Below are 23,280 nucleotides of genomic sequence, written 5' to 3' on the forward strand. Positions count from 1 at the left end.
CCGTGGCCGGCAACCGGTTCCGGTACGGGCAGTGGAACGGCGGGCCCGACCCGCTCGCACCCCCGTACGATGTACGCGAGGCGGTGGACGCCGTCGGCGCCGAGGTGCTGGCCGGCGGCAGCCTGCGGGAGGCGCTGCGTGACCTGCTGCGCCGTGGTCCGCAGGGGCGCGGCGGTCTGGACGACCTGGCCGCCCGGGCGCGACGGCTGCGTCGGGAGGCGCTGCGCCGTGGTGACCTGGACGGCGCGGTGACCCGGGCCCAGGCGCTGCTCGACCAGGCCCTCGCCGCCGAGCGCGACGAGCTGCGGGGCCGCGACGACGACGGCGCGCGGTTCGCCGAGGCGGTGCTCGACAATCTGCCCCGTTCCACCGCGCGGGCGGTCGAGGAGTTGTCCGGCTACCAGTGGGCAAGCGACGACGCCCGCCGCTCGTACCAGCAGATCCTCGACCAGCTCCGCGACGACGTGCTCGGTCAGCGCTTCGCCGGGCTGCGTGACGCGGTGCGCGCGTCCGCCGACCCGGCGGCGCAGCAACGGCTCGCCGAGATGATGCGCGACCTGAACGACCTGCTGGCCCGGCACGGCCGCGCCGAGGACACCACCGACGCGTTCGCCGAGTTCATGCGCCGGCACGGGGACTTCTTCCCGGAGCGGCCGGAGACGGTCGACGAGCTGATCGACGTGCTGGCCCGCCGCTCGGCGGCCGGTGAGCGGTTGATGAACTCGCTCTCCGAGCGGCAGCGCGCCGAGTTGGCCGGCCTGATGCAGCAGTCTCTCGGCGACCGTCTCGCCGGGGAGCTCTCGGCGCTCGACGCGAACCTGCGGGCCCTGCGACCGGATCTGCGGTGGGGGCGCGGCGAGCGGGTCCGCGGCGACCAGCCGCTGGACTACGCCGACGCGGCCGGCGCGCTGGGTGAGATCGGCGAGCTGGACGACCTGCTGGACCAGCTCGACCAGGAACACCCCGGGGCCACGCTTGACGACGTGGACGTCGACGCGGTGGCCCGGACGCTGGGCCGGGACGCGGCCGACGACGTCCGCCGGCTGCGCGAGCTGGAACGGGAGCTGCGCCGCCAGGGCTGGGTGAGCCGGGACGCGGACGGCCTCACACTGAGCCCGAAGGCGCTGCGCCGACTCGGCGGGACCGCGTTGCGGCGGGTCTTCGCCGACCTGACCGCCGGGCCGCGCGGCCAGCACGACCTGCGCTCGGCGGGCGCCGCCGGCGAGGTCAGCGGCGCCTCCCGCCCCTGGGAGTACGGCGACGAGCAGCCGTTGGACGTGGTCCGCACGCTGACCCAGGCGGTCCGTCGGGCCGGTCCGACAGTTCCACTGCAACTCTCCGTGGACGACTTCGAGGTGGTGGAGACCGAGAAGCGGGCCTCCGCGGCGGTGGTGCTCTGCGTCGACCTGTCGTACTCGATGATCTCGCAGGGTCGTTGGGGGCCGATGAAGCAGACGGCGCTGGCGTTGGCGCACCTGATGGAGACCCGTTTCCCGCAGGACGCGTTGCAGATCGTGGGCTTCGGTCGGGAGGCGATGACCCTCACCCAGCAGGAGCTGGCGGCTGTGGAGCCGGACATGGAGCAGGGCACGAACCTGCAGCACGCGCTGCGGCTGGCCGCTCGGCACCTGCGCCGGCATCCGGACGCCGAGCCGGTGGTCCTGGTGGTCACCGACGGGGAGCCGACCGCCCACCTGGACCCGGACGACGGCGAGGCGCTGTTCCACTGGCCGCCGCTGCCGGAGACGATCGAGGCGACCGTCCGCGAGGTGGACAAGCTCAGCCGCTACGGCGCGACGCTGAACCTGTTCATGCTCGGCGACGACCCGGGCCTGCGCCGCTTCGTCGACGCGGTGGCCCGCCGCAGCCGGGGCCGCATGTTCACTCCGGACACCGACGACCTGGGCGAGTACGTGGTAAGCGACTACCTTCGCTCCCGCCAATCCCGCCGCTAACGCCCGCTGCGGCGGGTTGACTGGGGGCATGGAGAGCGGGGGATTGCGGCGGGCCTACGACGGCCTGTTCGCGGAGGTCGACGCCGGCGGGTTCGGTACGGCTCCGGAGGGCCAGCTCAGTGCCGAGCAGATCGTCGCGCATCTGGTCGCCAACGACGAGCTGATGATCCAGGCCACCGAGGCGTTGCTGGCCGGGTCGCCGTTCGCCTACTACGAGTTGGAAGAGGACATCCACCGTCCGCAGCTCGACGCGCTCGCCGCCGAGCAGGGTGGCCTGCGCGGCCTGACCGCGATGCTGCACGACACCAGCGACCGGCTGTGCGGGCTGGTCGACCAGCTCGGCCTGGCCGCGGAGACCCCGGTCGAGACGCACCTGCGCGAGGGCTTCGACCTCATCGTCGACGAGTCGCTGCCCTGGTCCCGCACCCTGGACCTGCACACCCGGGTGCACCTGCCGAAGCACCAGGCCCAACTGCACATGCTCCGCACCTGAGCCGCGCGGTCCGCTGAGCTGCGCCGTCCGGCGGGCGGGCGCGACCGCGGATGGTGGGTCAGCTCTCGACCAGCTCGGGGCGGGGGTGGAAGGTGCGGCGGTAGGTGGACGGAGCCACACCGATGCGTTGGTGCAGTTGCTGGCGCAGGGCGGCCGTCGTGCCGAAACCGCAGCGGTGGGCGACCTGGTCGACGGTGAGGTCGGTCGTCTCCAGCAGCAGTCGCGCGTGGTCGGTGCGCTGCTGCAGCAGCCACTGGGCCGGGCTCAGGCCGGTCTCCGAGCGGAAGCGTCGGGTGAAGGTGCGCACGCTCATCCGGGCCTGTTCGGCGAGGTCGCGCAGGGCGATCGGCTCGTGCAGCCGCTGCCGCGCCCACTCCCGGGCGCCCGCCGTGCTGGTGTCGGTCGCCTTCGGCACCGGCTGCTCGATGTACTGCGCCTGACCGCCGTCGCGCCACGGCGGCATCACGCAGCGGCGCGCCGCCCGGTTGGCGACCTCGCTGCCGTGGTCGAGGCGGATGACGTGCAGGCAGAGGTCGATGCCGGCGGCCACTCCGGCCGAGGTGAACACCCGGTCGTCGACGACGAAGAGCACGCCCGGGTCGAGGTCCACCCGGTCGTACAGGCGACGGAACTGCTCAGTGAACGCCCAGTGGGTGGTCGCTCGACGCCCGTCGAGCAGGCCGGCGGCGGCCAGCACGAAGGCGCCGGTGCAGATCGACATGATCCGGGCGCCCCGCTCGTACGCCGCACGCAGCGCCTCGGCCGCCTCCGGCTCGATGGTGCCCGAGGTCAACGCGCCCCCGGCGTGGATGCCGGGGACGATCACCGTGTCGGCGGTGTCGAGCAACTCCAGACCATGGTCGGGGAGCACCTGGAAACCGGCCGTGCTGCGGACCGGCCGACCGCCCGGGGTGCACACCTGTACGTCGTAGAAGCGGGTGTCGTCGGTGCCCCGGGCGGTGCTGAAGACCTGGGACGGGGTGCCCAGATCGAGGCCGACGACCTGGTCGAGGGCGAGGACGGCGATCCGGTGCGGGCCAGTGCTCATGGCCCGATTATTGCGCATGATGGCTTTCCGGCCACTCGTCGCCGTCGAGGACGCCGCCCAGACTTGTCGACGTGACCACGAACCGTCGCCTGCATCCCGCCTGGCTCGTCGCCGCCGTCGCCTTCGTGGCGCTTGTCGGCGCGGCCGGCTTCCGCGCCACCCCGTCGGTGCTGCTGCACCCGTTGCACGCGGAGTTCGGCTGGCCGCTCGCCACCATCTCCGCTGCCGTCTCGGTAAACCTGCTCCTCTACGGGCTCACCGCGCCGTTCGCCGCCGCGCTGATGGACCGCTTCGGCATCCGCCGGGTGGTGTCGGTGGCGCTGCTGCTGGTCGCCGCGGGCAGCGGCCTGACGGTCTTCATGACCGCGAGCTGGCAGTTGCTGCTGTGCTGGGGCGTCCTCGTCGGCCTGGGCACCGGCTCGATGGCGCTGGCGTTCGTGGCGACGGTCACCGGGCGCTGGTTCGTCCGTCGGCGGGGCCTCGTCACCGGGGTGCTGACCGCGGGCGGGGCGGCCGGCCAGCTGATCTTCCTGCCACTGATCGCCGTGCTGGTGCGCGACCACGGGTGGCGCACGGCGGCGCTCGTCGTGGCCGGAGCCGCCCTGGCGGTCGTACCCCTTGTGGTGTGGCTGCTGCGCGAACACCCGGCGGATCTCGACCTGCCCGCCTACGGCGCGACAGAGGTCGTCGCGGCGCCGCCGCCGACCGGCGGCGCGGCGACCCGGGCGCTGGGCGCGCTTGCCGCCGCGGCCCGGACCCGGCCGTTCTGGCTGCTGGCCGCCGGGTTCGCGATCTGCGGCGCCACCACCAACGGCCTCGTCGGTACGCACTTCGTGCCGGCCGCGCACGACCACGGCATGGCCGAGACCACGGCGGCCGGACTGCTCGCCCTGGTGGGCCTCTTCGACATCGTCGGCACAATCGCCTCCGGCTGGCTCACCGACCGGGTGGACAGCCGGTTGCTGCTCGGCGCCTACTACGCCCTGCGCGGGCTGTCGCTGCTGGTGCTGCCGAGCCTGTTCGCGGGCTCGGCCGAGCCGAGCATGCTGGTGTTCATCGTCTTCTACGGCCTGGACTGGGTGGCCACCGTGCCGCCGACGGTGGCGCTGTGCCGGGAGTACTTCGGCGGCGCCGGGGCTGTCGTGTTCGGCTGGGTGTTCGCCGCCCACCAGTTCGGGGCGGCGCTCGCGGCGACGGGCGCGGGACTGGTCCGCGACCGGCTCGGCGACTACGCGGTCGCCTGGTACGTGGCCGGCGCGTTGTCGATCGGCGCGGCCGGGCTGTCGTTGCTGCTGCGCCGACGGCCGGGCCGGCCGGTGCCGGAGGCCGTCCTGGTCGCCGCGACCGCGCCCCGGGCGTGGAGCTTCCGGGGCTGAGGCGGCCGGCCGGTCAGCCCAGCGTCCACTGCTGGGCGGACCGGCCGTCGCAGGGCCGCTGGCGGATCTCGTCCCCGGCCTCGGCGCCGTCGTCGTCGGCCTGCGCGCACTTGCCGCTGTGCACCGCCACGACAAGCACCGGGCCGGCGCCGGTCGGAGTCAGCCGCCACTGCTGGTTGGCCCCACCGTGACAGGGGAACTGCAGCAACGCCGCCCCGTCGTCACCGCTGCCGCCCTCGACGTCGAGGCACTGCCCGTGGGCGGCGTTGGTCAACGTCACCGCGTCCGCGCCGGTCGGGTTGACGACCCACTGCTGCTCCGGGCCGCCGGTGCAGGCGGCCAACTCGGCCTGCGCCTTCTCGCCGTCACCGCCGAGCCCGAGGCAGAGCCCCGCGGGCGACCGCAGCACGCGGGGCCCGGCGGCCGGGACGGCCGGGGTGGCCGACGGGGTCGGCGACGGCTCGACCGAGGGGGTCGGGCTCGGCTCGGCCGGCGGGGTGGTCGGCTCGGCGGCGCTGGACGGCGCGGCGACAGTCGCGGGCACCACCGGCTCGTCGTCACCGTCGAGGAGGCCGGTGGCGAAGACCACCCCGAGGAGTACGCCCACCAGCCCGACCGCCAACGCCAACCGCAGCAGCGGGTCGGCCAGCGGCCCCGAACGGGCTCTCCGCCGACCGCCGTAGACGGTGCCGGCGGGGTCGGGGCGTTCCTCGGGCGGGGACATACGGGCCATCCTCACCCACCACTGCGGGCGGGGGCCAGCCGGTGGTGGCCGCCGGTCCGGTGGGATCAGCGGGTGGGCTGCGGGTCGGTGACGTCGGCCACAGTCGCGCCGAGGGCGGTGATCGCGGCGTCGGCGTCGAGCGCGACGGCGAGACCGCGCTCACCCGCGCCGAGGGTGATCTCCCGGCCGCGCAGTCGCTCGTCGGCGATCACCGGCCAGGCGGTGCTCGCGCCGAACGGGGTGATCGTGCCGCGCTCGTACCCGGTGGCGGCCAGGGCGCCCGCCGCGTCCGGCATGGAGATGCGCTGCACACCGAGCAGGGCGCGCAGCTTGGGCCAGGAGACGACCCGGTCGCCGGGGGTGAGCACGAAGAGGTGATCGTCGGCACTCCGGCGGACGACTATCGTCTTGACCACGTCCGGGACGGCCACGCCACGGGCTGCGGCGGCCTCCGCGAGGCTGGCTACCGCACCGTGGCTGACCAGCCGATACGGCAGTCCGGCGGCGTCCAGGGCGGTGATCGCGGGCGATGGCATGCCCGCCACGCTAACCGTCGGACCTGGCGCCGGACGGGAAACGGCAGGCGTTGACATCCCACCGTTCCCGGGGTCCGGGCGTAAGGTGATCACATGCGCGCTGAGCGTGTGGATCACCCCATTGACCATGATGAAGCGGTGGACACGTTGCGGCGGTCGTACGCCGCGGTGCCCACGGGCGAGCCTGTCCGGCTGGCCAAACGCACCTCCAACCTGTTCCGCCCCCGGTCCGCTCCCCGGACCCCGGGCCTCGACGTGAGTGGCCTCAACCGGGTTCTCGCGGTGGACGCGAACGCGCGCACCGCAGACGTGCAGGGCATGTGCACGTACGAGGACCTGGTCGACGCGACGCTGCCGCACGGGCTGATGCCCCTGGTGGTGCCGCAGCTGCGCACCATCACCCTGGGCGGGGCGGTGACCGGCCTGGGGATCGAGTCGACCTCGTTCCGCAACGGCCTGCCCCACGAGTCGGTACGCGAGATGGACATCCTCACCGGCTCCGGCGAGATCGTCACCGCCCGGCCCGAGGGTGAGCACGCCGACCTGTTCACCGCGTTCCCCAACTCGCTGGGCAGCCTCGGGTACGCCACCCGGCTGCGCATCGAGCTGCAACCGATCGGCCGGTACGTGGCGTTGCGCAACATCCGGTTCACCCAACTGGAGGCGCTCACCGACGCGATCGCCGAGGTGACCGCCACCCGGTCCTGGGCCGGTGAGCAGGTCGACGTGATGGACGGCGTGATGTTCAGCCCCGGTGAGGCGTACCTGATCCTGGGCACGTTCACCGACGCGGCCGACCCGCCCAGCGACTACACCGGCCAGGAGATCTACTACCGATCGCTGCGTCGGCGCACCCGCGACGTGCTGACCGCGTACGACTATCTGTGGCGCTGGGACACCGACTGGTTCTGGTGTTCGTCGGCGTTCGGCGCGCAGCACCCGGTCGTGCGCAGGCTCTGGCCGGCGCGTTACCGGCGCAGCGACGTCTACCACCGACTGGTCCGCCTGGAGCACCGACACCAGGTGGCGGCCCGGATCGACCGGCTGCGCGGCCAGCCGGCCCGCGAGCGGGTCGTGCAGGACGTGGAGATCCCGCTGGACCGCACGGCCGACTTCCTGCGCTGGTTCGCGGGCAGCGTGGGGATGACCCCGGTGTGGCTCTGCCCGTTGCGGTTGCGCGAGCCGGAGGGTCCCGGTTCGGCGCGGTCGTGGCCGCTGTATCCGCTCCACGCGGGGCAGGACTACGTCAACATTGGTTTCTGGGGGAGCGTGCCGATCGCGCCCGGCGCCGCCGACGGCGACGTCAACCGCACGATCGAACGCAGGGTGTCGGAGTCGGGCGGGCACAAGTCGCTCTACTCGGACGCGTACTACGACCGGGACGCCTTCGATCGCCTCTACGGCGGCGAGACCTGGCGCGCGGTGAAGGACCGCTACGACCCGGACCACCGGCTGACGGGACTGTACGAAAAGGCGGTAGCACGAGCATGAGCCTTACCGATCGAGACCAGGGGGCGGCGAGCGTCCCCGCCACCCCGCCGGCGGGGGGCCGGCCCACCGGTCCGACCGTGGCGGACGTCGTCCGCGCGGTCACCGCCGCGCCGCTGCCGGTGCGGATCATCGGGTACGACGGCAGCGCCGTCGGCCCGGCCGACGCCGGCATCACCCTGTCGATCCGTTCCGAGCGGGGACTGTCGTACCTGCTCACCGCCCCCGGTGACCTGGGCATGGCCCGGGCGTACGTCAGCGGTGACCTGGCGTTGCAGGGGGTGCACCCGGGTGACCCGTACGAGGCGCTGCGGGTGCTCAAGGACGAGTTGCGGCTGCGCCCACCGTCGGTGACCGACGGGCTGGCGCTGGTGCGCGGGCTGGGCTGGGAGCGCCTGATGCCGCCCCCGGCCCCTCCGCAGGAGGCCCAGCCGCGCTGGAAGCGGGTGATGAACGGGCTGCGGCACTCGCGGGTGCGCGACAGCACGGCGATCTCGCACCACTACGACGTCTCGAACGCCTTCTACGAGAAGGTGCTCGGCCCGTCGATGACGTACACCTGCGCGGTCTACCGGTCCCCGGACGACACGCTGGAGCAGGCGCAGGCGTCGAAGTACGACCTGGTCGCCAGCAAGTTGGCGCTGAAGAAGGGGATGCGGCTGCTCGACGTGGGCTGCGGCTGGGGTGGCATGGTCCGCCACGCGGCCCGCGAGTACGGCGTCAAGGCGCTCGGGGTGACCCTGTCGAAGGCGCAGGCGCAGTGGGCGCAGGCGGCCATCGAGCGGGAGGGGCTGACCGAGCTGGCCGAGGTGCGGCACCTGGACTACCGGGACGCGCCGGCGGAGCAGTTCGACGCCATCTCCTCGATCGGGCTGACCGAGCACATCGGGGTGCGCAACTACCCGGCCTACTTCGGGGCTCTGCGGTCCCGGCTGCGCACGGGTGGACGGCTGCTCAACCACACCATCACGCGCGCGGACAATCGGGCGCCGCACCGCTCGGGCGCGTTCATCGACAGGTACGTCTTCCCGGACGGCGAGCTGGCCGGCCCGGGTCGGCTGATCAGCGAGGTGCACGACGCCGGGCTGGAGGTGCACCACGAGGAGAACCTGCGCCAGCACTACGCGCTGACGCTTGCCGCGTGGTGCCGCAACCTGGTGGAGCACTGGGACTTCTGCGTCTCGGAGGTCGGCGCGGGCACGGCCCGGGTGTGGGGGCTCTACATGGCCGGGTCGCGGATGGCGTTCGAGCGCAACGGCATCCAGCTGCACCAGGTGTTGGCCACCCACAACGGCCCGGACGGCGTGAACGGGTACCCGCTGCGACCCGACTGGTTGCCCTGACCATCTGCTGAGTGTCGCCTGAAGCCGCGTCGAGAAAGTCGGCGCGGCTTCTCGCGAAGCGATTGACAAACAAGTTTTGTACGTACAAACTGATTTTGCCATGAGAGACGTCCTGTACCTGGAGCAGATCGAGCAGGCCGAAGTCCTGCTCAAGCCGCAGCGTGTCGAGGTGCTGCGGCAACTCGCCGAACCGCGCACCTGCACCGAGGTCGCGGCCCGACTCGACCAGACGCCGCAGCGCGTCTACTACCACGTCAAGCAGCTCGTCGCGGCCGGCCTCGTCGAGCTGGTCAACGAGCGCAAGGTCCGCGGCATCACCGAAGGCATCTACCAGGCCGCCGCCCGGTCCTACTGGCTGTCACCCCGCCTGGTCGGCCGGATCGGGCTGCGCCGGGCCCGCGACGAGCTGAGCCTGGGCTACCTGCTCGACCTGATGGAAGAGGTCCAGGCCGACGTCGCGGCCCTGGACCGGGCCGCCCCCGAGCTGCCCTCGATCGGGGTCTCCGGCGAGATCCGGGTGCCCGCCGAGCAGCGCCCGCAGTTCCTGCACGACCTGCAAACCGCACTTCAGGACCTGTTCGCCCGTTACGGCGGCAGTGAAGGAGACGCCTTCAAGCTCGCCGTCGCCTGCTATCCGAAAGGGAACGACAAATGAGTGACCCGTTGAAGGTCCAGGCCCGCCTCTCCGCGCCCGTCGGGCGCGTCCGCGAGGCACTTACCGACCCGGCCGAGCTGCGGCTCTGGCTGGCCGAGCACGCCGAGGTCGAGCTGCCCCAGCGGTACGAGTTCTGGGGTCGCTACACGCCCGAGGGTGACGCCCCGCACCAGCGCCTGCTGCACGCCGACGACGACACGGTGCGCTTCGGCTGGCTGCTCGACGGGGTGGAGACCACCACCGAGCTCCAGTTGACCGCGGAGAGCGCCGACAGCACCGTGCTCACGCTGACGCAGAGCCACTTCGACTTCAACGAGGCGATGACCGGCTCCAGCATCCGTGGCGTGCTGCAGACGTACTGGGCGCTGTCCATCGCCAACCTGGCCGCCCACCTGGAGGGTCGGCCGCTGCTGCCCCGCACCGACTTCACCTCCGCCGACCTGCGCGGCGAGCTGGTCATCGCCGCCCCCATGGACAAGGTGTGGGAGTCGCTTGCCGACTCCGAGCAGGCCAGCGCCTGGTTCGGCTACCCCATCGGGATCGAGCCGTGGGTCGGCGGCCGGTACGCGATGGGCGGCTTCGAGCACGGCTACGCGGCCAAGATCGTCGACCTGGAGCCGGGCCGGAGGATGTCCGTGGACTGGGGCCCGACCGGCGTCACGAACTGGGAGCTGGCCGAGTCCGAGGGCCGGACCACGCTGACCTTCGTGCAGAGCGGTTTCGACGAGACCAACCCTCCGTACGCGGCCTGGAGCGGGTCGGTGTCCGGCCTGGCCGAGCTGCGCCGCTTCCACGAGGTGCCGGACTGGCAGCCGATCTGGATCGCGACCGAGGTGCCCGGTCTGGAGCCCGAGCCCGCCGCGAACTGACGCGGTGACGGACTGAGACGCCCGGCAGCAGCTCCACCTTGGACGGTTCGGCCTTCGGGTCGACGGTCCACGGTGGAGTCGCTTCCGTGCCCGGCAAGCCGTTGGAAAGGCGTGTGGAATGGACAGCCCCGACTGGAAGGGCGTCACCAACCAGATCCTGTACGGATTGATGTTCACCCCTCAGTTGGACGACTCCAGCGCCAGTCAGATGGCCACAGCGATGGCGGAGCGGCGGTATTTCGGCGACGGTCCTGCCGTGTACGCCGACGCGATCGCCCGGGCGCAGCGATACGCCGGTCCGCTGACTGACGAGATCGAGACGCCGCACAGCGAGCAGGACTTCCGCGATTTCCTGCGCCGGCTCGCTGGTGAGCTGGACGAGCGGCGGCCCTGGCAGGGGTTGGCGACCTGAGGTGCCGGGCTGGCAGCCGATCTGGATCTCGACCGAGGTGCCCGGTCTGGAGCCCGCGCCCTGGGAAGCAGCAAGCTGACGGTTTCGTCATGATCGTGCTCGGCGTTCTGGCGTGATCGTGCTCGATCACGGATGTAGTGGCCTCGTTCGCGCGGCGAGGCCACTACATCCTGGATCGAGCACGATCTTGGCGGGGAAGCTCAGGGCTCAGGCGATGGCCGCGATCTCTCCATCATCGAAATAGATCGCCTGGTGCAGCCGGCCGCCGAGGGCGGCGGCGTACCGGGCCACCACATCCTGGCCGGAGATCTGGCCCTGCTCGATCTGGGACACCCGGCCTTTGGTTACGCCCATCCGCTCGGCGATCTGTTGCTGAGTGAAACCGCGGGCGCGTCTGACCTCCGCGAGACGGTGCCCGACGACCTGCGCGAGCAGCTCCTCCTTGCCCGCCTCGACGGCAGCCTCGCCGCCGGCGCGCTGCACGTACTCCGCCCGGACATCCGACCACCGCACATGACCACTCACCGCCGTCCCCCTTCCTGCTGCGCACGTTCCTTCAAGTAAATCTCGTAGCGCTGTTCAGCCAGCGGGATCGCCTGTCGATACCAACTCGTCCACTGACCTGCTTTGTCGCCAGCCACGAGCAGAATGCTCGCGCGCCAAGGGTCGAAGACGAAGAGGATGCGGACCGTGCCCGGCCGCAATTCCTTCAGGTTGGCTAGCGACGAACCGGTGATGGTGTCGACGAGCGGCCGTCCCAGTCCCGGCCCGACTTCGGCGAGCGCATCGATCGCCTGCACGACTCGTGCGAACGTCGCTTGGTCGAGGCCGTCGATCCAGTCGCGAACCTCGTCGACGACGAAGACGTCCCAATCCTCCTGGTGCACCGGTCGAGTATAGCAAATGCTATACCAGCGGCAGAGTGTTCGGACGGGGTTTCACCGATCCGCTGGCTGGATCCGGTGACTTCTCGGGGTCGAGTGGGTACTGGCGGGCGATGTTCTTCATCTTCGGTCTGCGTACCAAGGTCGACCGCTCCGGCGTCGTGCAGCAGGTGTGCCGCCACTGCGGCAACCACGCCGCGCAGGTCATCACCCGCCGGTCGACCAAGTTCACGCTGTTCTTCATACCGCTCATCCCGATCCGCACCCGGTACGCACAACAGTGCACGTTCTGCGGGGCGCAGTACGAGATCGCCAAGTCCGACGCCCAGCGCCTCCCGGTCGGCTGAGCCGCAGATGGCCCGCTTCCTGTGCTGGCTGATCGGCCGCCAACTCCCGCCCGCCGGCCCCGCGGTGCACACCGTCCGTCGCCCGCCCTGCACGCCCGGCCGGCGGAAACGCCGACGCGCGCGTCGGCCGATGGCCGGCACCACCCTGCCCCGCTCACCCTGGAACCGGTCCGCCGGCCGCTGACACGGGCGTCGCACCCCCGTCGCTCGTGCCGGTGGCTGTCGGCACACCGGTCAGGCGTCGGCCATCGGTGCGGGGGCGGACAACTGCGGCACCGGATCGGCTGTCTGGATCGTGGCGACGAGCTGTGTCAGCTGCGGGTAGCGGCCGCCCGCCGCCCTGATGTGCGTGTCCGCATCGGCGTGGTTGCCGAGGTGACACTCGGCGATGGCCCGCAGGAGAAACGCGACGCTGCACAGGTCCGGCGGGTCGACGCCGGCCCGAACGTCGAGAAGGAGGGACCGCGCCTGCTCCGGTCGCTGGTTGAGCAGGTACGCCAGGCTCATCGCGACACGGGCGGGCAATCTGTGTGGCTGGACCTGAGAGCCGAGCCGCGCCAGTTCCCAGATCTCCACCACCTCCCGGTGTTCGACAGGCGATCTGGTCACCACCGCTGCGTACAGGTACCACATCCCGAACTGCACGCTGAGCGCCTGCCCGATTGCGGCGGCCGTCAGGGGATCGGTGCTGTCCGCCCGAGCCAGCGCCGCGAGCCGCTCGGCCTCGGCGACGAAGTCCGTCACCGAGCGGGCGTGTCCGGTGCTCCAGCGTCGGTGGAGGGCCGCGAGCGCGAGCCGTGGGTCGTCTGCGTCGCGAACCGGATCTCCGAGGCGACCCCCGTCCGCTTCCCCACGGCTGATCGCCCGCAGCGTCCGGTATATCTCCTCCTGGTAGTGGGCCGCGCGCAGCGCCGCGCTGGTGGCGGTCGGCGTCATTAGCCAGGAGAGCAGGTTGCGGCCGTCGCTGTGGACAGCGGGAACGAGGTTGACCACCCCGAGAAGCGCCGCGAGAAGCGCTGCGCCGAACAGCGCGACGTCTGTCACCGTGATGCTCGTCAACGCCGTCGCGGCACCGAGCATCGTCGCGGTGCAGAGGTTGACCACCGGGCCACTGAGGTAGAACAGCACCATCCGCAGCGGTAACGCGGTCGCCGACGGCGCGGGCCGGATCGACACGTGGTTGCGCCAGCCGGTGAACGGCGCGATACGGACCGCGACGACCTCCAGGCGCAGCAGCTTCGCCGCGACGAGGTGCCCGCACTCGTGCAGGACGAGGTGCACCCAGAACGACAGGCAGGTGATGCCAACGGCGACGACGGCGCCCGCCGGGGACTCGGTGACGAGCAGTGCGAACAGCGCCGCTTCCACCACCAGGAGGATGGACGCGGCCGCCAGCCGCCGGCGGGGAGATGTCACCGCCCAGATGGTACGGCCGAAGAGGTGGCGGCGCGGGTACGTCCGTTCGCCGAGCCCTCGCACGGAGGCGGTTCGTTGCGGGAAGACCGTCCTGTGTGGCCGTACCGGCTCGACTCGCGCGGCCGTCCGGACCCTGGCGGGCGCCCGGGGCGCTGGCTAGGCTTTCGGGGTTTGCCGTGGACAGGTCCGCCGAGGGTGCACGTACGACGAAGAGCCGGAGCGACCGTGTCGCGACAGGACGTGAAGGGTGCGGGGGCGCCCAGCCCCGCCGAGCCGACCGGCGGGCCGCCGACGCCCGTCGAACCAGCCCCCCTGACGCCGGACCCTGGGATGCCGGCCGCCGAGCAGCCAGAGGGCGGGCCAGCAAGCGTCGGCCGGCCAGACGGCGAGAAGGCGGACCGCGTGCTGCCCCGCGGCGTCGCGCCGGCCCGGCTGAGCCGGGTCGGGCTGTTCGTCGTCGGCGCGGTCCTGGTCGTGGAGGCGTTCTGGCTGTTCGCCGCGCTGCCCGGTGCCGCGCTGGTCAGTGACGTGGGCGCGCTGCTGGTGGCCGGCTGGGCGACAGTGGCCTGCGCCGGCGTGGCCCGCCGACATCCGGCCCCGCTGCGCCGGTTCTGGAAGCTGCTCGCCGTGACCATGGCGCTCGCCGCGCTGGGTCGGGCGATCTGGACGGCGCAGCGGCTGGTCGGCGGCGGCCTGCCGCACACCCCGCTGGTCGGCGTGGTCTTCACCGCCGGCATCCTCACCGGCACCGCCGCGCTGCTCAGCTCGCCGTCCGGGCCACGGTCCGGGGTGGGGCGCGCACGGACGCTGCTCGACGGCGTGATCGTCGGGCTGGCCCTGGTGCCGATCGGGTGGGTGCTGGTGTTCCGTGGGGTCACCGCCGCCGAGCTGGCCGACCCGGCGCGCACGCTGGGGCTGCTCTATCCGATGTTCGACCTGATGCAGCTCACCATCCTGGTGGCGGTTGCCGGGCCGGCGCGACCACTGTGGCGGCCGATGAGCATGCTCGCGGTGAGCCTCACCATCCGGGTGGCCGCCGACGTCGTCTACGTCTCGCTTGTCGCCCGTGCCGACTACGCCGCCGGTCACCCCATCGACCTGTGCTGGCCGCTGAGCTACCTGCTGATCGGCCTGGCCTCCGGGAACCCGCCGCCGCCGGACTGCGACGGCACCGACGAGACCGCGGAGTCGCCGCTGCCGCCGTGGTGGCGGGTGGCGCTGCCGTACCTGCCGGTCGGCGGGGCGATCATCGCGGTGCTGCTGGCCCGCCGGCCCACCGGCCAGACCCCGCCGCTGGTCTTCGTGACCATGATGGCGTTGCTCGCTGCCCTCGCCGTGCGTCAGGGGCTGGCCGCCAACGAGAACCTGCACCTGGTGGCGCGACTGCGCCGGCTCGCGTACGGCGACCAGCTCACCGGTCTGCCGAATCGGCTGCTGTTCAACCGACTGCTGCGCCTGGCTCTGCGCGACGGTCGTCCGGTGGCCGTCCTGCTGCTCGACCTCGACGGGTTCAAGCAGGTGAACGACCGGTTCGGGCACGCCACCGGCGACACCCTGCTGACCGGGTTGGCGGCCCGGATGCGGACGGCGGTGGCCGGCGACGGCACCATCGCCCGGCTCGGCGGGGACGAGTTCGCGGTGCTCGTCGAGCGGGACGGGCCGGTGTCCCCGGAACGGCTGGCCGAACGGCTGCTGGACGCCCTGCGGCCCTCCGACGGCGAGGAGGACGTGGGCGTGCACCCGTCGGCGAGCATCGGTATCGCCGAGTACGGGCCGCAGCACGCCTCGCACACCGACCTCCTGCGCGACGCGGACATCGCCATGTACGCGGCGAAGGCGGCCGGCAAGTCCGCGTACCGGACGTGCACCCCGGGGCTGCGCGAGTCGGCCGTGTCCCGGGCGGAGCTGATCGCCGACCTGCGCCGGGCCGTCGACGAGGAGGAGCTGCACCTGGAGTTCCAGCCCATCGTCGACCTGGCCAGCGGTGCGGTCCGCAGCGCCGAGGCGCTGGTGCGCTGGCGGCACCCGCGGCTCGGGACGCTGCCGCCGGCGAAGTTCCTGCCGCTGGCCGAGGAGACCGGGTTGATCATCCCGATCGACCGCTGGGTGATCCACGAGGCGTGCCGGGCGGCGGCGACCTGGCGGTCGCGCGCGCCGGAGGCGACGGTCGCGGTGAACATCGCCGCGGCGCACCTGCGCCGGCCCGACCTGATCGCCACGGTCACGGCGGCCACCGCCAGCGCCGGGCTGGCGCCGCGGGCGTTGACGTTGGAGCTGACCGAGTCGGCGTTGATCGAGGGGACCGACGCGGTGCTGGAACGCCTGCACCAGCTTCGGGAGCTGGGCATCCAGATCGCCATCGACGACTTCGGCACGGGCTACTCGTCGTTGAGCTACCTGCACCGCATCCCGGCCACCGAGTTGAAGATCGACCGGTCGTTCGTGGCGCGCCTGGGCACGGACGACCGGGCGTACGCGACGGTGGAGATGGTCACCCGGCTGGCCGGCGCGTTCGACCTGGCGGTGATCGCCGAGGGCGTGGAGACCGAACGCCAGCACGAGGCGGTCACCGCGATCGGCTGCCCACGCGGCCAGGGCTATCTGTACGGGCGTCCGGACAGCCCCGCCACGGTGGGTCAGAATCGGGCTTGACCCTGACGTAACGGCAGGCGGGAGCCTGGTTCCCGGAAGGGAGGGGAACCATGGCGTACACGGTGGGTCAGGTGGCGAAGCTGGCTGGCGTGACGATCCGGACGTTGCACCACTACGACGAGATCGGTCTGCTCTCGCCGAGCGGACGGACCCCGGCCGGTTACCGCCGCTACGACGACGCGGACCTGCAACGGCTGCAGCTCGTCCTGTACTACCGGGAGCTGGGTTTCCCGCTTGAGGAGATCGCCGCCATCATCGACGACCCGGCGGCCGACCCGGCGGCGCACCTGCGCCGCCAGCACGAACTGCTGACGGGACGGCTCAAGCGGTTGCAGGAGATGGTCGCGGCGATCGAGTTCGCGATGGAGGCGAGCAAGTTGAACATCCAACTCACCCCGGAAGAGCGGTTCGAGGTCTTCGGTGACTTCAAGCCGGAGCAGTACGAGGCCGAGGCGGAGCAGCGCTGGGGCGACACCGACGCGTACCGGGAGTCGAACCGGCGGGCGTCCCGCTACACCAAGGACGACTGGCTGCGGATCAAGGCGGAGAACGAGGACTGGGGCCGGCGGATCGTCGCGTCAATGGCCTCGGGCGCACCGGCGGACAGCCCGGAGGCGATGGAGCTGGCCGAGGAGCACCGGCAGCTCATCAGCCGCTGGTTCTACGAGTGCTCGTACGAGGTGCAGACCGGGTTGGCCGACATGTACATGGCTGACGAGCGGTTCACCGCGTACTACGAGAACATCGCACCCGGCCTGGCCGCGTACCTGAACGAGGCGATCCACGCCAACGCGATCAGCCGCGCGTGACCCGGTGCGGTCCGGCTAGTCTGGCCGGACCGCACCGCTCAGGGGGAGATGACCGTGCAGAAGCCCAAGCTGGTCGCCGCCGGCGCTGTCCTCGTCGTGGCGGTCGCGGCCGGCGTGTGGGCCCTGGTAGCCGCCGGTGACGAGCCGGACGCGGACCGCCCGGCGGCCGCCACGTCGACAGCCCCCACCGGCGCCGCGCCGACCGATCCGGCCGCCATGCTTGTCGCCGCCGCCGCGAAGGTCGACGAGCAGCCGTACCGGCTGACAGTGGGCAGCGGCGGGACCGCCGAGGGGGACACCACGGTCCTGGTGTGGGACCCGAAGGCGCGGCGCGGCACGGAGACCACCTCGCTCAAGGTCCCCAACGGCGAGGTGAAGATCGAGCGGCTGACCACCGGTCCGGACGTCTACGTGCGGGTCAGCGCCCCGGACCGCCGGATCCCGGTCTGGGACGGCAAGACCTGGTGGCACGTCGGCGCGCCGGGCAGCCCCGTCAACAACAAGGGCCTGGACAACACCCGGCTGGCCAGCACGCTTACCGCGCCGGCCGCCGTGCGCCAGACCGGCGCCCGGGAGTACGCGGGCACGCTTGACCTGCGCGACAGCGCCAAGGTGCTGGGCGGCGGGATCGGTGGGGTGCTCGGCGACCGGGCCGCGACGGTGCCGTTCACCGCCAGCGTGGACGAGCAGGGTCGACTGGTCCGGTACCGGATCGAGCTGGCCACCGAGCAGGCGAAGACCGCCCAGCTCGACCTCACGTACTCGGATTTCGGGCTGTCGGTGGCGGCCGACCCGCCGGCGGCCGACCTGGTCGGGGAGGACCCGCCGGCGAACATCCCCGGCGCCTGACGCCGGTTCACTCCTCGACCGCACCGCCGGTCGGGGTGACCAGGAAGTCGTAGACGGTCCGGGCCATCCGGCGCACGGTCTCGTCGCCGGTCGCCATCGGTCCGGCGGTGAGGAACGCGACGGCGGTCTCGGTGCCGGGGATCAGGTAGTAGCCGACGTCGTGGGAGGCGTCCGGCAGGTCGCCGGTCTTGTGGGCCACCGGAACGCCGGGTGGCAGCGCCGCCGGGATCTTGGTGTTCAGGGTCTGCTCCCGCATGAAGCCGATCATCAGGTCGCGGGAGTCCGGGGTGAGGATCTCGCCGTCCCAGACCGTGCCGAGCAGCGACACCACGTCGTCCGGGCTGGTGTAGTTCTCCTCGCCGCGCTGCGCCGCCGCGCTGTCGAGCATCCGACGGGCCAGGATGGTGGACCGCTGGTTCATCGAGTCGATGAGCGCGTTGACCGGAGCGAACCCGCCCAGGTAGGTGATCAGCACGTTGGCCGCGACGTTGTCGCTGTATTTGATCAGGTACCGGGCGAGTCGGTACAGCGTGACCACCTGCGGGAACGTCTCGAACTGGAGTTGACCCGTGCCGCCGACCACGTCGGCCGGAGTGACGAGCACACCGTCGTCGAGCGAGACCTGTCCACAGTCGACCCGCCGGAGCAACTCCACCAGGATCCACAGTTTGATGACGCTGGCGGCCTTGGGGCGCAGGGCGCCGTTGACCGAGATCTGCTGGTCGCCGTACCGGCCGGACAGGTCGCGGACGGTGGCCCCCGACGGGTTGACTGTGGCGTCGGCGACCACCCGGGCGAGCTGCCCGCTGAGCGGGAACAGCCGGGCGCCCTCGACCGGATCGGTGGGCGGCTGCGGGCTGGTGACCACCACGCCGGTAAGCGTCGTCGGCGGGCGGTGCCGCTGGATCACCTCCAGCGTGCCCTCGCTGCGCCCGACCAGCGGCACCCGATAGCGGTAGGCGGTCCCGCCGACGACGACCGCCCCACTGGCCACCCCGGCGGCGACCCGCATGCCCGGATCGGCTACCCGGCCGGTGTCGCCGTCGCAGGCCCGGTACCGCACGGTGTGCCCGAGCGAGTCCACCGCGAACACTCCGCCGGGAAACGACAGCCAGGACACCTCGCTTGTCGGCGCCCGCTCCGGCGCGGGCTCCACGCCCGGCTCGTCGCTGCGCCCATCCCCGTCCACCGGCCCGTCGTCGGCCGGCCCGTCGTTACCTGCCGGCCCGTCGTCGGCTGGCCCGTCGTCGGCCGGCTCGGCTCCGTACCCCGGCGTGGTCTGGTGGTCCGGTCCGGCTGCCGGGCCGGGGCCGTCGGCGGTGGCCGGCCCCGTCGTGGCGACGACGACAAGCGCGACCGCCGCCGCCAGCCACCTGAGGGGTACGTGGGGGCGCGGCGCGAAAAGGGAAGATGAGCACTTCTTGTCGCTTTTTCTCACGTTCGCACGATAAGAAGCGGGGGAGGTGGATGGGGCTGGCGGGACCGGCGTCACCCGTCCGGGACCCGATGTCCCCGCGATCGGCATACCTCACAGGTATAAATATGACCCTGTGGTATCTCGCGCATCAGCGATACCCCGCCCCGGGGGAGGCACTCATGTTGATCATTGCCGGCAGTCTGCGCGTCGAGCCGGGTGCCCGAGACGACTACCTCTCCGGCTGCCGCGAGACCATCGAACAGGCCCGCGCCGCGGCCGGCTGTCTCGACTTCCTGCTCGCGGCGGACCCGCTCGACCCGGACCGCATCCACATCTTCGAACGGTGGGAGTCCCCGGAGCAGTTGGCGGCGTTCCGCGGGGCCGGGCCGAGCGACGCCCAGACGGCGGCCATCCTCGACGCCGACGTGCACCGCTATCTGATCTCCAGCGTCGAGGCGGCCTGACCCGGCCCGCTACACCACCAGGTCGAGCAGGAGCACGCCGGCGAAGCCGATCACGGAGATGAGCGTCTCCATCACCGACCAGCTCTTGATGGTCTGTCCGACCGTCAGGCCGAAGTACTCCTTGACCAGCCAGAACCCGGCGTCGTTGACGTGCGAGAAGAACAGCGACCCGCAGCCGATGGCAAGCGCCAGCAGGGCCACCCCCGGCCGGTCCAGGGTCGCGGCGAGCGGTGCCACGATGCCCGCCGCCGTGATGGTGGCGACCGTCGCCGAGCCGGTGGCCACCCGGATGCCGACCGCGACCAGCCAGCCCAGCAGCAGCGGGGAGAGGTTCGCGTCCTTCGCGGCGTCGGCGACCAGGTTGCCGACCCCGGCGTCCACAAGCACCTGCTTGAACCCGCCGCCGGCCGCCACGATCAGCAGGATGCCGGCGATCGGGGGCAGCGAACCGCCGAGCACCGAGGAGACCTGGGACCGGCTGAATCCGGCCTGGTAGCCGAGGGTGAACATCGCCAGGATCACCCCGGCGAGCAGCGCCACGATGGGCGTGCCGACGATGTCCAGCGTCTTGCGGCCCGCCGTGCCCTCGTCCAGCGCCAGCTCGCCGATCGCGCGCAGCAGCATCAGCACCACCGGCAGCAGCACGGTGATCACCGCGGGCCAGAACGCCGGGGTACGCCGGGAGGTCTCCGTGCCGCTGTCGTCCACCGGCTCGCCCGGTCGACCGCCGCCCGGGTTGACCAGGTCGTCGTCGGCGAGCAGGTCACCGTCCACATCGCGGCGGTCGGTAGTCCCGGCCGAGCCCGCCGCTTGGGCGCTGCCTGCCGGTGCGGTGCTGCCCGCCGGTGCGGTGCTGCCCGCCGGTGCGGTGCTGCCCGCCGGGGCGGTGCTGCCTGCCGGTGCGGTGGGCTGGCGGCGGGTGGGCAGCAGCGCGGCCGGTGCGGTCGCCGGGACGTACCGGGCGATGAAATTGCCGAAGACCGGCCCCGAGATGATCACCGTGGGGATCGCCACCAACAGGCCCAGTCCGAGCGTCAGGCCCAGATCGGCGTTGAGTGACGAGATCGCCACCAGCGGCCCCGGGTGGGGTGGCACGAGGCCGTGCAGCACCGACAGGCCGGCCAGCGCGGGGATGCCGATCTTCATCAGCGGTACGTCGGTGCGCATCGAGACGAGCAGCACGATCGGCACCAGCAGCACCACGCCGACCTCGAAGAAGAGCGGCAGGCCGATCAGCCCCGCCACCCCGGCCATCGCCCAGGGCAGCGCTCTGCCGGACACCCGGCCGACGACCCGGGTGACGATGCCGTCCGCGCCACCGGACTCGGCGAGCAGGCCGCCGATCATGGCCCCCAGCGCGATCAGCAGCCCGACGCCGCCGACAGTGGTGCCGACGCCACCGGTGAACGAAGTGATCATCTTGTCGGGCGCGACGCTTGCGACCACGCCGAGCACCGCCGCGCCGAGGATCAGCGACAGGAACGGGTGCACCTTGGCCCAGGCGATCAGCAGCACCACGGCGACGATGCCGAGCAGCGCGGCGACGACGAGTTGACCGTCGCCAGCGGTGGTGACCGGCTCGGCCGGCGCCGCGAGCGATGCCGGCGCGGCGAACGAAGCCGGCGCGGCGAACGAAGCCGGCGCGGTGAGCCAGGCCGGCGCCGCGAGCGAGGCCGGCGTGGCGAGGGAGGTCAGCGGGTCGGCGAGGGCGAGGGGTGGGAGCACGGCGATCACGACCTTCGGGACGGGGGTCGGCCCTGGGCGGGGCCGGCCGAAGGGCCTACATCGGTGGTCCTGCGGGGGTGGTCGGCTCGGCCGGTAGGCCGGGCGCCAGCCGACGCATCGAGGTGAAGGTGGGCACCAGCGCGTCGTACAGCTCGGCGAAGAGGGGCAGCAGTGACGCGTACGTGGCGGCGGCGGCCGGGTCGGGGCGGATGACCTCCTCGATGCGGACCAGGTCGGCGGCCACGTCGATGCTGGGGATCAGGCCCAGCGCCTGCATCCCGAGCAGTGCGGCGCCGAAGCTCGACCCTTCGCGGCCGGCCGGGAAGCTCACCGGCATGCCGAGCACGTCGGCGAGCATCTGTCGCCACAGGCCGCTGCGGGCGAAACCGCCACCGGCGCGGATCTCGCGGACCTCGTTGCCGGCGGCGCGCACCGAGGTGAGCACCAGCGCGAGCTGTTGGCACACCCCCTCCATCGCGGCCCGGACGAGGTGTTCGCGGCGGTGCCCGTGGGTCAGCCCGACGTACGCGCCGCGGGGCAGGGCGCTCCAGTGTGGAGCGCGTTCGCTGTGCAGGTACGGCAGCATGATGAGCCCGCCCGAGCCGACCGGCGCGCGGGCGGCGAGGGCGACCAGCTCCTCCTCGGGGTGCTCGCCCAACTCCGGCGCGAGCGCCGCACCCGCCCACTTGAGGACGATGCCGCCGTTGTTGATCGCGCCGCCGACCGCCCAGCGGTCCTCGGTCAGCGCGTAGCAGAACACCCCGCCCAGCGGGTCGACGCCGGGGCGTTCGACCATGACCCGCATGGCGCCGCTGGTGCCGATCGAGCAGGCCACCATGCCGGGGTGTACCGCGCCCAGGCCCAGGTTGGCAAGCGGCCCGTCACCGGCGCCGACCACCACGGGGGTGCGCTGCGGCAGGCCGAGGGCGGTGGCGGCCTGCGGGGTGAGGCCGGGCAGGACGGCAGTCGTGGCGACCAGGTGGGGCAACTGCTCCTCGGTGATGCCGGCGATGGTCAGCGCCTCGGTGTCCCACCGGAGGGTGTGGATGTCAAGCAGGCCGGTGGCCGAGGCGATCGAGTGGTCGGTGACCAGCGCCTCGCAGAGTCGCAGCAGCACCCATTCCTTGATGCCGACCCAGTGCGCGACGCGCTCGAAGAGCTTCGGCTCCTGCTCGGCGAACCAGAGCAGCTTGGGCAGCGGCGACATCGGGTGCATGGGCGTCCCGGTGCGCCGGTGCAGGGCCAGCCCGGACGGCACCGCCCGCAGCCGCTCGGCCTGGCGGGTGGCCCGGGAGTCGGCCCAGGTCACCGAGGGCGTGAGCGGGTCGCCGGCCGCGTCGAGGCCGATGAGGCTGTGCATGGCGGAGCAGAAGGCCAGGCCGGACACCGGAACGGTCAGGTCGGTCACCACGGCCCGGATCGACTCGACGACGGCGGCGAGGATCAGCTCCGGGTCCTGCTCGGCGTACCCGGGAAGCGGGTCGTCGAGGGGGTAGCCGGCGGAGTGGCTGGCGAGCAGCCGCCCGTCGGTGTCGTACGCCATGGCCTTGGTGCTTGTGGTGCCGATGTCGACCCCGACGACCACACCGGGCAGGGTGTCTGGCGGCATGACCCTCACCCCCTCCGTACGGGCGGTGCGGCGGCGTCGCCACCCGGCTGCGGCTGACGTTACCGAGACAGCGACCGCCCCGCACGACACGACGGAAGGTGAATCGACGCAGCAGTATCGACCTATCGTCCCGGTTGCTCCGCCGTTCGGGTAGTTCGCCCGTCCTGGCGTGTCCCGGCCTGCCGTCACGGCTGTTAATCCGAGTGCAC

The 23,280-nt window shown here is 72.3% G+C and carries 22 protein-coding genes; 13 read left to right on the forward strand and 9 right to left on the reverse strand.

The window, feature by feature from the left end; translation table 11 throughout:
* Positions 1–2: 2 nt before the first annotated feature.
* Both MILUP08_RS06510 and MILUP08_RS06515 read left to right on the forward strand, forming a co-directional pair.
* Positions 3–1,955, forward strand: a complete 1,953-nt coding sequence (locus MILUP08_RS06510) for a vWA domain-containing protein (RefSeq protein WP_007455897.1) — start codon at positions 3–5, stop codon at positions 1,953–1,955.
* 28 nt (positions 1,956–1,983) lie between these two features.
* Positions 1,984–2,448, forward strand: a complete 465-nt coding sequence (locus tag MILUP08_RS06515; protein ID WP_007455898.1) for a hypothetical protein — start codon at positions 1,984–1,986, stop codon at positions 2,446–2,448.
* A 58-nt stretch (positions 2,449–2,506) separates the two neighbouring features.
* Here MILUP08_RS06515 and MILUP08_RS06520 read toward each other — a convergent pair whose 3' ends face one another.
* Positions 2,507–3,514 (reverse strand): GlxA family transcriptional regulator, encoded by a 1,008-nt coding sequence (locus MILUP08_RS06520; RefSeq protein WP_007455899.1) that lies wholly within the window; start codon positions 3,512–3,514, stop codon positions 2,507–2,509.
* 53 nt (positions 3,515–3,567) lie between these two features.
* On the opposite strand from MILUP08_RS06520, the gene MILUP08_RS06525 reads away from it, so the two are divergent.
* Positions 3,568–4,872 (forward strand): MFS transporter, encoded by a 1,305-nt coding sequence (locus MILUP08_RS06525; protein ID WP_007455900.1) that lies wholly within the window; start codon positions 3,568–3,570, stop codon positions 4,870–4,872.
* A 13-nt stretch (positions 4,873–4,885) separates the two neighbouring features.
* On the opposite strand, the gene MILUP08_RS06530 is transcribed toward MILUP08_RS06525, so the two are convergent.
* Both MILUP08_RS06530 and MILUP08_RS06535 read right to left on the reverse strand, forming a co-directional pair.
* The gene (locus tag MILUP08_RS06530) at positions 4,886–5,596 is read right to left on the reverse strand and encodes an RICIN domain-containing protein (protein ID WP_007455901.1); all 711 of its coding nucleotides are present in this window, start codon (positions 5,594–5,596) and stop codon (positions 4,886–4,888) included.
* A gap of 65 nt (positions 5,597–5,661) precedes the next feature.
* Positions 5,662–6,132 carry an aminoacyl-tRNA deacylase gene (locus MILUP08_RS06535; RefSeq protein ID WP_007455902.1) on the reverse strand — a complete coding sequence of 157 codons (471 nt, stop codon included), beginning with the start codon at positions 6,130–6,132 and terminating at the stop codon, positions 5,662–5,664.
* 93 nt (positions 6,133–6,225) lie between these two features.
* Between MILUP08_RS06535 and MILUP08_RS06540 the strand changes: the two genes are divergently transcribed.
* From MILUP08_RS06540 to MILUP08_RS06560, 5 genes are all read left to right on the forward strand, one after another.
* Entirely contained in the window at positions 6,226–7,623 is a 1,398-nt protein-coding gene (locus tag MILUP08_RS06540; RefSeq protein ID WP_007455903.1) for an FAD-binding oxidoreductase, read from the forward strand.
* Positions 7,620–8,963 carry a class I SAM-dependent methyltransferase gene (locus MILUP08_RS06545; RefSeq protein ID WP_007455904.1) on the forward strand — a complete coding sequence of 448 codons (1,344 nt, stop codon included), beginning with the start codon at positions 7,620–7,622 and terminating at the stop codon, positions 8,961–8,963. Before MILUP08_RS06540 ends, MILUP08_RS06545 begins: the two co-directional genes overlap by 4 nt.
* A 100-nt stretch (positions 8,964–9,063) precedes the next feature.
* Complete coding sequence (locus tag MILUP08_RS06550) at positions 9,064–9,618, forward strand: winged helix-turn-helix domain-containing protein (protein WP_007455905.1); 555 nt, start codon at positions 9,064–9,066, stop codon at positions 9,616–9,618.
* Positions 9,615–10,487, forward strand: a complete 873-nt coding sequence (locus MILUP08_RS06555; protein ID WP_007455907.1) for an SRPBCC family protein — start codon at positions 9,615–9,617, stop codon at positions 10,485–10,487. Before MILUP08_RS06550 ends, MILUP08_RS06555 begins: the two co-directional genes overlap by 4 nt.
* Before the next feature lie 118 nt (positions 10,488–10,605).
* On the forward strand, positions 10,606–10,899 hold the full coding sequence (locus MILUP08_RS06560) for a hypothetical protein (RefSeq protein ID WP_007455908.1): 294 nt from the start codon (positions 10,606–10,608) through the stop codon (positions 10,897–10,899).
* Between the two features lie 207 nt (positions 10,900–11,106).
* Here MILUP08_RS06560 and MILUP08_RS06565 read toward each other — a convergent pair whose 3' ends face one another.
* Both MILUP08_RS06565 and MILUP08_RS06570 read right to left on the reverse strand, forming a co-directional pair.
* Positions 11,107–11,424, reverse strand: a complete 318-nt coding sequence (locus tag MILUP08_RS06565; protein WP_007455909.1) for a helix-turn-helix domain-containing protein — start codon at positions 11,422–11,424, stop codon at positions 11,107–11,109.
* On the reverse strand, positions 11,421–11,786 hold the full coding sequence (locus MILUP08_RS06570) for a type II toxin-antitoxin system RelE/ParE family toxin (RefSeq protein ID WP_007455910.1): 366 nt from the start codon (positions 11,784–11,786) through the stop codon (positions 11,421–11,423). Before MILUP08_RS06570 ends, MILUP08_RS06565 begins: the two co-directional genes overlap by 4 nt.
* Before the next feature lie 35 nt (positions 11,787–11,821).
* On the opposite strand from MILUP08_RS06570, the gene MILUP08_RS06575 reads away from it, so the two are divergent.
* Entirely contained in the window at positions 11,822–12,130 is a 309-nt protein-coding gene (locus tag MILUP08_RS06575) for a zinc-ribbon domain-containing protein (protein WP_237747037.1), read from the forward strand.
* A gap of 234 nt (positions 12,131–12,364) precedes the next feature.
* On the opposite strand, the gene MILUP08_RS06580 is transcribed toward MILUP08_RS06575, so the two are convergent.
* Complete coding sequence (locus MILUP08_RS06580; RefSeq protein WP_039907370.1) at positions 12,365–13,546, reverse strand: zinc metalloprotease; 1,182 nt, start codon at positions 13,544–13,546, stop codon at positions 12,365–12,367.
* A 402-nt stretch (positions 13,547–13,948) separates the two neighbouring features.
* Here MILUP08_RS06580 and MILUP08_RS06585 point away from each other — a divergent pair, with 402 nt between their 5' ends.
* The 3 genes from MILUP08_RS06585 to MILUP08_RS06595 are packed head-to-tail and all read left to right on the forward strand — an operon-like array spanning position 13,949 to position 17,856.
* Positions 13,949–16,198 (forward strand): putative bifunctional diguanylate cyclase/phosphodiesterase, encoded by a 2,250-nt coding sequence (locus MILUP08_RS06585; protein ID WP_237747038.1) that lies wholly within the window; start codon positions 13,949–13,951, stop codon positions 16,196–16,198.
* Between the two features lie 50 nt (positions 16,199–16,248).
* Entirely contained in the window at positions 16,249–17,007 is a 759-nt protein-coding gene (locus MILUP08_RS06590; RefSeq protein ID WP_007455917.1) for a MerR family transcriptional regulator, read from the forward strand.
* 54 nt (positions 17,008–17,061) lie between these two features.
* Positions 17,062–17,856: a hypothetical protein gene (locus MILUP08_RS06595; protein ID WP_144056870.1), complete on the forward strand. Its 795-nt coding sequence runs from the start codon at positions 17,062–17,064 to the stop codon at positions 17,854–17,856.
* 7 nt (positions 17,857–17,863) lie between these two features.
* Here the strand turns inward: MILUP08_RS06595 and MILUP08_RS06600 are convergent, their stop codons facing one another.
* A complete protein-coding gene (locus MILUP08_RS06600; protein ID WP_007455922.1) occupies positions 17,864–19,294 on the reverse strand; it encodes a serine hydrolase in 1,431 nt (476 codons plus the stop codon).
* Positions 19,295–19,452: 158 nt separating this feature from the next.
* Here MILUP08_RS06600 and MILUP08_RS06605 point away from each other — a divergent pair, with 158 nt between their 5' ends.
* Entirely contained in the window at positions 19,453–19,737 is a 285-nt protein-coding gene (locus MILUP08_RS06605; protein ID WP_039905514.1) for a putative quinol monooxygenase, read from the forward strand.
* A 9-nt stretch (positions 19,738–19,746) separates the two neighbouring features.
* Here MILUP08_RS06605 and MILUP08_RS06610 read toward each other — a convergent pair whose 3' ends face one another.
* Positions 19,747–21,273, reverse strand: a complete 1,527-nt coding sequence (locus tag MILUP08_RS06610; RefSeq protein ID WP_193376606.1) for a GntT/GntP/DsdX family permease — start codon at positions 21,271–21,273, stop codon at positions 19,747–19,749.
* Positions 21,274–21,517: 244 nt separating this feature from the next.
* Entirely contained in the window at positions 21,518–23,071 is a 1,554-nt protein-coding gene (locus MILUP08_RS06615) for a gluconokinase (protein ID WP_007455927.1), read from the reverse strand.
* Positions 23,072–23,280 lie beyond the last annotated feature (209 nt).

Origin of the sequence: Micromonospora lupini str. Lupac 08, assembly GCF_000297395.2 — a bacterium.
Taxonomy (GTDB): domain Bacteria; phylum Actinomycetota; class Actinomycetes; order Mycobacteriales; family Micromonosporaceae; genus Micromonospora; species Micromonospora lupini.

Bases quoted from the DNA above. Each gene is read 5' to 3' on its own strand.
- MILUP08_RS06515 (WP_007455898.1), top strand. From the start codon at position 1,984: ATGGAGAGCGGGGGATTGCGGCGGGCCTACGACGGCCTGTTCGCGGAG.
- MILUP08_RS06545 (WP_007455904.1), top strand. From the start codon at position 7,620: ATGAGCCTTACCGATCGAGACCAGGGGGCGGCGAGCGTCCCCGCCACC.
- MILUP08_RS06590 (WP_007455917.1), top strand. From the start codon at position 16,249: ATGGCGTACACGGTGGGTCAGGTGGCGAAGCTGGCTGGCGTGACGATC.
- MILUP08_RS06550 (WP_007455905.1), top strand. From the start codon at position 9,064: ATGAGAGACGTCCTGTACCTGGAGCAGATCGAGCAGGCCGAAGTCCTG.
- MILUP08_RS06540 (WP_007455903.1), top strand. From the start codon at position 6,226: ATGCGCGCTGAGCGTGTGGATCACCCCATTGACCATGATGAAGCGGTG.
- MILUP08_RS06615 (WP_007455927.1), bottom strand. From the start codon at position 23,071: ATGCCGCCAGACACCCTGCCCGGTGTGGTCGTCGGGGTCGACATCGGC.
- MILUP08_RS06520 (WP_007455899.1), bottom strand. From the start codon at position 3,514: ATGCGCAATAATCGGGCCATGAGCACTGGCCCGCACCGGATCGCCGTC.
- MILUP08_RS06535 (WP_007455902.1), bottom strand. From the start codon at position 6,132: ATGCCATCGCCCGCGATCACCGCCCTGGACGCCGCCGGACTGCCGTAT.
- MILUP08_RS06530 (WP_007455901.1), bottom strand. From the start codon at position 5,596: ATGTCCCCGCCCGAGGAACGCCCCGACCCCGCCGGCACCGTCTACGGC.
- MILUP08_RS06560 (WP_007455908.1), top strand. From the start codon at position 10,606: ATGGACAGCCCCGACTGGAAGGGCGTCACCAACCAGATCCTGTACGGA.
- MILUP08_RS06555 (WP_007455907.1), top strand. From the start codon at position 9,615: ATGAGTGACCCGTTGAAGGTCCAGGCCCGCCTCTCCGCGCCCGTCGGG.
- MILUP08_RS06605 (WP_039905514.1), top strand. From the start codon at position 19,453: ATGTTGATCATTGCCGGCAGTCTGCGCGTCGAGCCGGGTGCCCGAGAC.